The 6,267-nt window shown below is 74.3% G+C and carries 8 protein-coding genes; 3 read left to right on the plus strand and 5 right to left on the minus strand.

Features of this window, described 5'->3' with window-relative positions; translation table 11 throughout:
* Positions 1-11 precede the first annotated feature (11 nt).
* From IEX99_RS16505 to IEX99_RS16525, 5 genes are all read right to left on the minus strand, one after another.
* Complete coding sequence (locus IEX99_RS16505) at positions 12-1,223, minus strand: NADH:flavin oxidoreductase/NADH oxidase (RefSeq protein WP_188902282.1); 1,212 nt, start codon at positions 1,221-1,223, stop codon at positions 12-14.
* 51 nt (positions 1,224-1,274) lie between these two features.
* On the minus strand, positions 1,275-1,592 hold the full coding sequence (locus IEX99_RS16510; RefSeq protein WP_188902284.1) for an AzlD domain-containing protein: 318 nt from the start codon (positions 1,590-1,592) through the stop codon (positions 1,275-1,277).
* The gene (locus IEX99_RS16515) at positions 1,585-2,343 is read right to left on the minus strand and encodes an AzlC family ABC transporter permease (protein ID WP_188902286.1); all 759 of its coding nucleotides are present in this window, start codon (positions 2,341-2,343) and stop codon (positions 1,585-1,587) included. The genes IEX99_RS16510 and IEX99_RS16515 overlap by 8 nt, the downstream gene beginning before the upstream one ends.
* A gap of 9 nt (positions 2,344-2,352) precedes the next feature.
* A complete protein-coding gene (locus IEX99_RS16520; protein ID WP_188902288.1) occupies positions 2,353-3,342 on the minus strand; it encodes a Bug family tripartite tricarboxylate transporter substrate binding protein in 990 nt (329 codons plus the stop codon).
* A 123-nt stretch (positions 3,343-3,465) separates the two neighbouring features.
* On the minus strand, positions 3,466-3,873 hold the full coding sequence (locus IEX99_RS16525) for a hypothetical protein (RefSeq protein ID WP_188902289.1): 408 nt from the start codon (positions 3,871-3,873) through the stop codon (positions 3,466-3,468).
* An 872-nt stretch (positions 3,874-4,745) separates the two neighbouring features.
* Between IEX99_RS16525 and IEX99_RS16530 the strand changes: the two genes are divergently transcribed.
* The 3 genes from IEX99_RS16530 to IEX99_RS16540 all read left to right on the plus strand — a co-directional run.
* Positions 4,746-4,970 carry a hypothetical protein gene (locus IEX99_RS16530; protein ID WP_188902291.1) on the plus strand — a complete coding sequence of 75 codons (225 nt, stop codon included), beginning with the start codon at positions 4,746-4,748 and terminating at the stop codon, positions 4,968-4,970.
* 41 nt (positions 4,971-5,011) lie between these two features.
* On the plus strand, positions 5,012-5,377 hold the full coding sequence (locus IEX99_RS16535) for a hypothetical protein (protein WP_188902293.1): 366 nt from the start codon (positions 5,012-5,014) through the stop codon (positions 5,375-5,377).
* Positions 5,378-5,496: 119 nt separating this feature from the next.
* Positions 5,497-6,267, plus strand: a 771-nt coding sequence (locus tag IEX99_RS16540) for a transglycosylase SLT domain-containing protein (protein WP_229678085.1), incomplete at its 3' end; no start/stop codon positions are given.

Here is a 6,267-nt window from a genome sequence, read left to right on the forward strand (position 1 = left end):
CCGCGGCAAGGCTAGCGCAGCCCCTCCGGAGGGGCAAATCGCGCCGAGGCCGCCGCCGCGGCGTCGGCGCCGATGCCCGCCTGCCAGGTCGAAGGCCGGCCGCCGTAGTCGCTCGCCGCCCGCTTCTCCAGCCAGTAGCCGTAGGAGGGCGGGATCTGCGTGTAGCCCGTGCCGCCGACGCCGAGCTTCTCCGCCGCGTCCACCGGCCAGTTCGGGTTGTGCAGCAGCTCGCGCCCGAGCGCGACGAGGTCGGCCCGGCCGGCGCGCAGGATCGCCTCCGCCTGGTCGGCATGGATGATCAGGCCGACGGCCATGGTCGCGATGCCGGCGCCGTCGCGGATCGCCGCCGCGTACTCCACCTGGTAGCCGTAGCGCAGCGGCCGCGACGGCTCGGTGATCGAGCGCGCGGCCATGCCGCCGCTGCTGCAGTCCATCACGTCCACGCCGCGCGCCTTCAGCGCGCGCGCCAGCGCGATGCTGTCCCCGATGCGCCAGCCCTCCTCGTCCACGGCGGAGACGCGGAAGAACAGCGGCTTCTCCGCCGGCCAGGCGGCGCGCACGCGCTCCGCGACCTCGAGCGCGAAGCGCATGCGGTTGCCGGGGCTGCCGCCGTACTCGTCGTTGCGGCGGTTGGCGTGCTCGGAGAGGAACTGGTGGATCAGGTAGCCGTGCGCGCCGTGGATCTCGACCGCGTCGAAGCCGGCGCGGTCGGCGCGCTCGGCCGCCTTGCCCCAGGCCTCGATCAGGTCGTGCACCTCGGCGCGCGTCAGCGCGCGCGGCACGGGGTGGCCCGGTGCGTGCGGCACCGCGCTCGGCGCGACCAGCTCCCATTCCTCGCCGTGGTCCACGCCGGGCAGGTCGGGGCGCGGCGCGCGGCCCTCCCAGGGCAGCGAGTTGCGCGCCTTGCGGCCGGAATGGCCGAGCTGGATCGCCGTCGCCGCCCCGTGCGCCTTCAGGAAGGCGACGATGCGCGCCAGCGGCGCCACGAATTCGTCCTTCCACAGGCCGAGGTCGCGCGCGGTCGTGCAGCCGCGCGGATCCACCTTGGTGGACTCGACGAAGACGAGGCCGGTGCCGCCGACGGCGTACCTGCCGAGATGCATCAGGTGGAAGTCGTTCGCCTGCCCGCGCTCGGCCGCATAGGTCAGCATCGGCGAGAGCACGATGCGGTTGCGCAGGCTGAGGCCGCGCAGCGTGAGCGGCGTGAACAGCATCGGCCGCATGACCGTCCCCTCCAGTCCCGCCCGAGGCTTAGCCCTCCCGTCGCTGCACGACTAGATCGCGCGCGTCAGCACCAGCACGGCAAGCCCCGCGAGCAGCGCTGGCAGCAGCCGCCGCCCGAACGCCGCGTAGCCGACGAGCCCGGCCGCCAGCGCCGCGACGCGGGCGGCGAGCGGCAGCGTGGCGAGCGCTCCGCTCGGCGCCGCCACTGCCAGCACGACGAAGGCCGCCAGCGTCGCCTGCGCCACCGCCGCCGCCCAGGCGACGAAGGGGTGGTCCGCCCGCAGCGCGCCCGCCACCGCGAGTCCCGCCACGCGCAGGGCGAGGCAGGACAGCGCGGTGAACAGCAGCGCGAGGTCGGCCTCAGACACGCCGCCCCCCGCGCCGCCCGAGAAAGAACGCCGCCGTGCCGCCGACGACTCCCGCGGCGAGCAGACCCCAGGCCGCCGGCAGCACGAGCGCGAGCGGCGCCGCGGCCGCGCCGGCCAGCACCGCGCCGCGCGTCCCCGGGCGGCCGAGATCGGCGGCGAGCAGCAGCGCGAAGTAGAGCGGATTGGCGAACACCAGCACCGCCCGCGTCGCCGGATCGAGCAGGCCGGCGACGGCGTGTCCCGCCATCGCCGCCGCGCCCGCGACCAGCCAGCTCGCCAGGCCGAAGCCGAGAAACCAAGGCAGCCGCCCGGGCGGCGCCATGCCGGGCAGGGCGCGCATCGCCGCCGCCCAGGGGGTGATGGCGACGAAGGGCGCGCCGAGCAGCGACCAGGCCCGCGCGCGGCGCGGCGCGGCGAACATCGGCGCCAGCGCGATCGCCATCGGCAGGAAGCGCGCGTTCACCGCCACCGCGCCGAGCACGGCCGGCAGCACGCCGGCGGCACCGCCCGAGGCGGCGTGCTGCACGAGCACGAGCTGGCCCGGCATGCCATAGACGCCCCAGCTCGCCGCCAGCGCCCAGCCGATCGGCAGGCCGGCCTCGCGCACCGCCGCGCCGAAGGCGAGGAAGGTCGCGGCCATCGCCACCGCCGGCGCGCCGAGCGCCTCGGCCACGCCGGCGCGGGCGGCGCGGCGCGCCGGCGGCGCCGCATCGCCGGGCGGGGACGGCGCGGCGGCGTCAGCGGTCGGCATGCGGCGCGGTCAGTTCACGCGCAGCCCCGCGCGCTCGATGATGCCGCGCCAGCGTTCGACCTCCTCGGCGACGAAGCGGCGGAAGCGCTCGCCGTGCATGCCGTCGAGCGGGGTGCTGCCGGTGCCGGTCAGCGCCTGCCGCACCTGCGGATCGGTCAGCGCGGCACCGATGCCCTCGGCGAGCCGCGCCACGATCGGCGCGGGCGTGCGCGCCGGCACGAACACCCCGGACCAGCTTCCCGCCACCGCGTCCGGCACGCCGGCCTCGGCGATGGTCGGCACGTCGGGAATCTGCGGCAGGCGCTCGCCGGAGGTGACGGCGAGCCCGCGAAGCTGCCCGCTGCGCAGGAAGGGACCGGAGGAGACGAGGTAGTCGAACATGATATCCACGGTGCCGGCGACGAGGTCGTTCAACGCCCGCGCGCTGCCCTGGTAGGGCACATGGGTCATGCGCGTCCCGGTGACGGACATGAACAGCTCGGCGGTCAGGTGCGTCGCCGTACCGATGCCGGCGGAGCCGAAATTCACCTCGCCCGGATGCGCGCGCGCATGGGCCACCAGCTCGCCCACGGTCCGGTAGGGGCGCTGCGGATTGGCGACGAGCACGTTCGGCGTCGCCGTCAGGCCGTGCACGGGGACGAAGTCGCGCAGCGCCTCGTAGCGCAGCGTGCGGTACAGCGCCGGATTCGCCGCCATCGTGCCCTGGGTGCCGTAGAGGACGGTGTACCCGTCCGGCGCGGCGCGCGCCGCCGCCTCCGTGCCGACCGAGCCGCCGGCGCCGGGCCGGTTCTCCACCACCACCGGCTGGCCGAAGCGCGCGGCAAGGTGCTGCGCGATCATGCGCGAGGTCGTGTCGGTGATGCCGCCCGGGGTGAAGGGGACGATCCAGGTGACCGGCCGCGTCGGCCAGGCCGCCTCGCTCCGCGCCACCGCGGGCGCAACCAGCGGCGCGACGAGCGGGCCACACAGGACCGTCCGGCGAGTCGTGCGCGAAGGCATGCGTCCCCCTTCCTTCCGCAGTGCAGGGCCGGGCGCGTGCCAGCGCCGGCCGCGCGCATGCTGCCGCGGCCGTTCGGCGCCCGCAATGCCGCGCCGGCGGGCGCGTGGGTCGGAAGGGCCGGCTCAGTCCCTGAGCGCCGCCATGGTCCGCCGCTTCTCCTCCTCGTCGAGCGGCACCATGGTCTCCCACACCCCGCGCGCCCAGGGGCCGGTGGCGACGATCAGGTCGCGCAGCTCATCCTCCGCGAGGCTGCCGACGTACTCCTCGAGGTCCTCCTGCTCCTCGTCCCAGCCGGCGGCGATGTCCACCACCGTCGCCATGGCGCGCATCGCCACGTCGTCGAGGTCGCCGGGCCGGAACTCGCCCGCCTCGACCAGCTCGGGGATCTGGTGGGCGGCGACGATGGCGAGCGCGGCGGTCTCGCGCGCCGGAGCACGCGCCTGCTGCCGGCCGGAGGCGAGTTCGGCGATGGCGGAGATCGCCTCCCGCCGCATCTGCGCGATGTCCTTCTTCCACTGCTCGATGGCCATGGGACCGGTCTCCTTCCGGGGCGGGCGGCGATTCCCGGGCACAACGCGGCCCGAGGGGGCAGGATCGTCGCGCCGCCGCCGCTGACGGGCAGCGGCACCGTCCCTGGTTCGCGCCCGGCGCCGGTGGGGAGATTGCCGTCGCGCGGGCGCGCCCGCACCAGCCACGCAAAGAGAAGGGGGGTGACCGAATCCTGCTTCAGATTCCAGGGCCCGCATCACGTGGAAGCCGCCCTCGACGTCGCACAGCGCCCATGTTGTCTGACACTGGAATTAATTCCTGGATCCGGCGGGACGAGTGGGGATGGAGTGGGATTTTTCGCGGAAATCTGCGGGGTTCGGGCATATCCGGCGGGCCCGCGCCGGCACGGGCGAGTGACAAGAATTATGGAAAGAAGCGGCCGTTGTGACATTTGATTTTGGAATTCTGAGAAGGGCCATCAGGGGGGCTCTCAAGGCGCTCTTAGTGGAGGTTTTCTGCGGCGCGGCGATGTTCCGAGCGCGGAACGGTGGCGCGTGAAACAGTTACGGGAACCATTGCACTCCAAAATTTTGCCATATTTGCCGCAACTGTTATTGAAAATCAGAGGCTTGTGCGCGATTTCGTTCCGCGGTCGGACGAAAGGAGTTGCGCGGATAATTTTCCTAGATTTTTCCCGCTGGCGGCCCGGGCGGCGCGGCCGGGGGTGGCGGGGGCTCACGGGGGCGGCTCCTTCGGGGGCTCGGGCGGCAGCAGCTCCCAGCCCTCGTCGGCCTGGTCGGCGGCGGGCTCGGCGCCGGGGGTGCGGCGGGATGCGCTTCGTCTGCTTCTCGGCCGACTTCGCCGAGGAGGGCGCGAGGCGCCTGCGCATGACCGTCTCGATCGAGGTGGTGGCATGACCGAGGGCGAGCTGCGCCAGCCCGTGATGCGCGTCGTCGGGCACGCCTTCGACGCCGGCGTGCGCGCCGCCGGGCTGTCGGCGGGCGACCGCGCTCGGGCGCGCCTGGACCAGACCGGGTTCGCCGCCGACGTGCTGGTGGCGCTCGCCGGCGGGCGCGCGGCAGAGCAGGCGGAGGCGGGCGCGGCCGCTGCGCCGGCGGCGGGGAGCGCCGCGCCGTGAGCGCCGCGCCGCCCAAGGGCTGATCCCCCGGACGCGCGCGCATGCTGGAAGTGCCACCCCCCGCGGAGCTCGAGCCCTGGACCTCGCGCATCGGCGCCGAGGCCACGCTCAAGCTGATCGAGCGCCACGGCGGCACGCGCCTCTACATCCCGAAGGCGCCGAACCAGGGCTGCGCGCTGGCGCGGGAGATCGGCCTCGAGGCCGCGCTCACCCTGGCCGCCTCCTGGGGCGGGGACTGGCTGCGCGTGCCGCTCGCCCGCAACTGGCGCGTGCGGCTCTACCGCGCGCGGGGCGACAGCTACCCGACCATCGCGCGCAAGCTGGGGCTGACCGAGAAGGCGGTGTGGGGCCACCTCAACGCCGCCAGCATGACGCGCCGACAGCTCGACCTCTTCTCCCCCTCCTGATCGGCACACGGCCACCGGGGTAGCCATAACGGCCCGTCACGCCCACCCGGCATAGTCGTGAGGGTCACGCGCGCGCGTGCCACGGCGGCAGCAATGAAGCTATGTCCGCCGAAGGGGGCATGACGATGGACGATTTCCTCTTCCAGGCGATGGCGATCAAGCTGTTCTACGCCGCCGTCGGCCTGATCGTGGTGGCGCTGTTCCTGCGCTGGATGAACTGGACGCTCGGCGTGCGCTTCGGCGAGATGCTGCGCGGCACGATCAGCCGCGACCCGCTGGCGGCCGCCATCTACTTCGCCGGCCGCATCCTCGCGGTGTGCCTGTTCATCGGCATGCTCGTCGGCTGCGCGGCGGCGCAGGCCGGGACGATCTTCCCGGACCGCTACGACCCCGAGATCCGCCGCGCCGTGCAGCGCTGGTGGCCCGACTATCCGGACTGGGTCGCCTGGAAGGCGCAGCTGTACCAGGAGAGCCGGCTGCGCCCCGACGCGGTCTCGCCCGTCGGTGCGGCCGGCCTCGCCCAGTTCATGCCGCGCACCTGGGCCGACATCGTCCGCGAGCTGCGCCTGCCGCCGGGCGCCTCGCCGCACCAGGACGTCGCCATCCACGCCGGCGCCTACTACATGGCGAAGCTTCGCCGCGGCTGGTCCACGCCGCGCCCGGCCGGCACCGAGGCGGTGCGCGAGGAGCGCATCGAGCGCCTGGTGCTGCACCGGCTCACCGGCGCCGATCTGCGCGCCGTGGCGGCGGCCAGCGAGGCGAACCGGACGGTGGTGGCGATCGCCCGCTCCGCCCGCATCCCGGAGGGCAAGTTCGACGCCATCTTCGACCGCATGGACGCCGCCGACCTCGACGCCGCCGCGCGGGTGCTCGAGCATTTTTTCGGGCCT

Origin of the sequence: Caldovatus sediminis, from assembly GCF_014644455.1 — a bacterium.
GTDB classification, from domain to species: domain Bacteria; phylum Pseudomonadota; class Alphaproteobacteria; order Acetobacterales; family Acetobacteraceae; genus Caldovatus; species Caldovatus sediminis.

What these genes read in the sequence shown, in the direction of transcription:
- IEX99_RS16520 (WP_188902288.1), bottom strand. Translation starts at nt 3,342, where the DNA reads ATGCCTTCGCGCACGACTCGCCGGACGGTCCTGTGTGGCCCGCTCGTC.
- IEX99_RS16505 (WP_188902282.1), bottom strand. Translation starts at nt 1,223, where the DNA reads ATGCGGCCGATGCTGTTCACGCCGCTCACGCTGCGCGGCCTCAGCCTG.
- IEX99_RS16535 (WP_188902293.1), top strand. Translation starts at nt 5,012, where the DNA reads ATGCTGGAAGTGCCACCCCCCGCGGAGCTCGAGCCCTGGACCTCGCGC.
- IEX99_RS16525 (WP_188902289.1), bottom strand. Translation starts at nt 3,873, where the DNA reads ATGGCCATCGAGCAGTGGAAGAAGGACATCGCGCAGATGCGGCGGGAG.
- IEX99_RS16515 (WP_188902286.1), bottom strand. Translation starts at nt 2,343, where the DNA reads ATGCCGACCGCTGACGCCGCCGCGCCGTCCCCGCCCGGCGATGCGGCG.
- IEX99_RS16530 (WP_188902291.1), top strand. Translation starts at nt 4,746, where the DNA reads ATGACCGAGGGCGAGCTGCGCCAGCCCGTGATGCGCGTCGTCGGGCAC.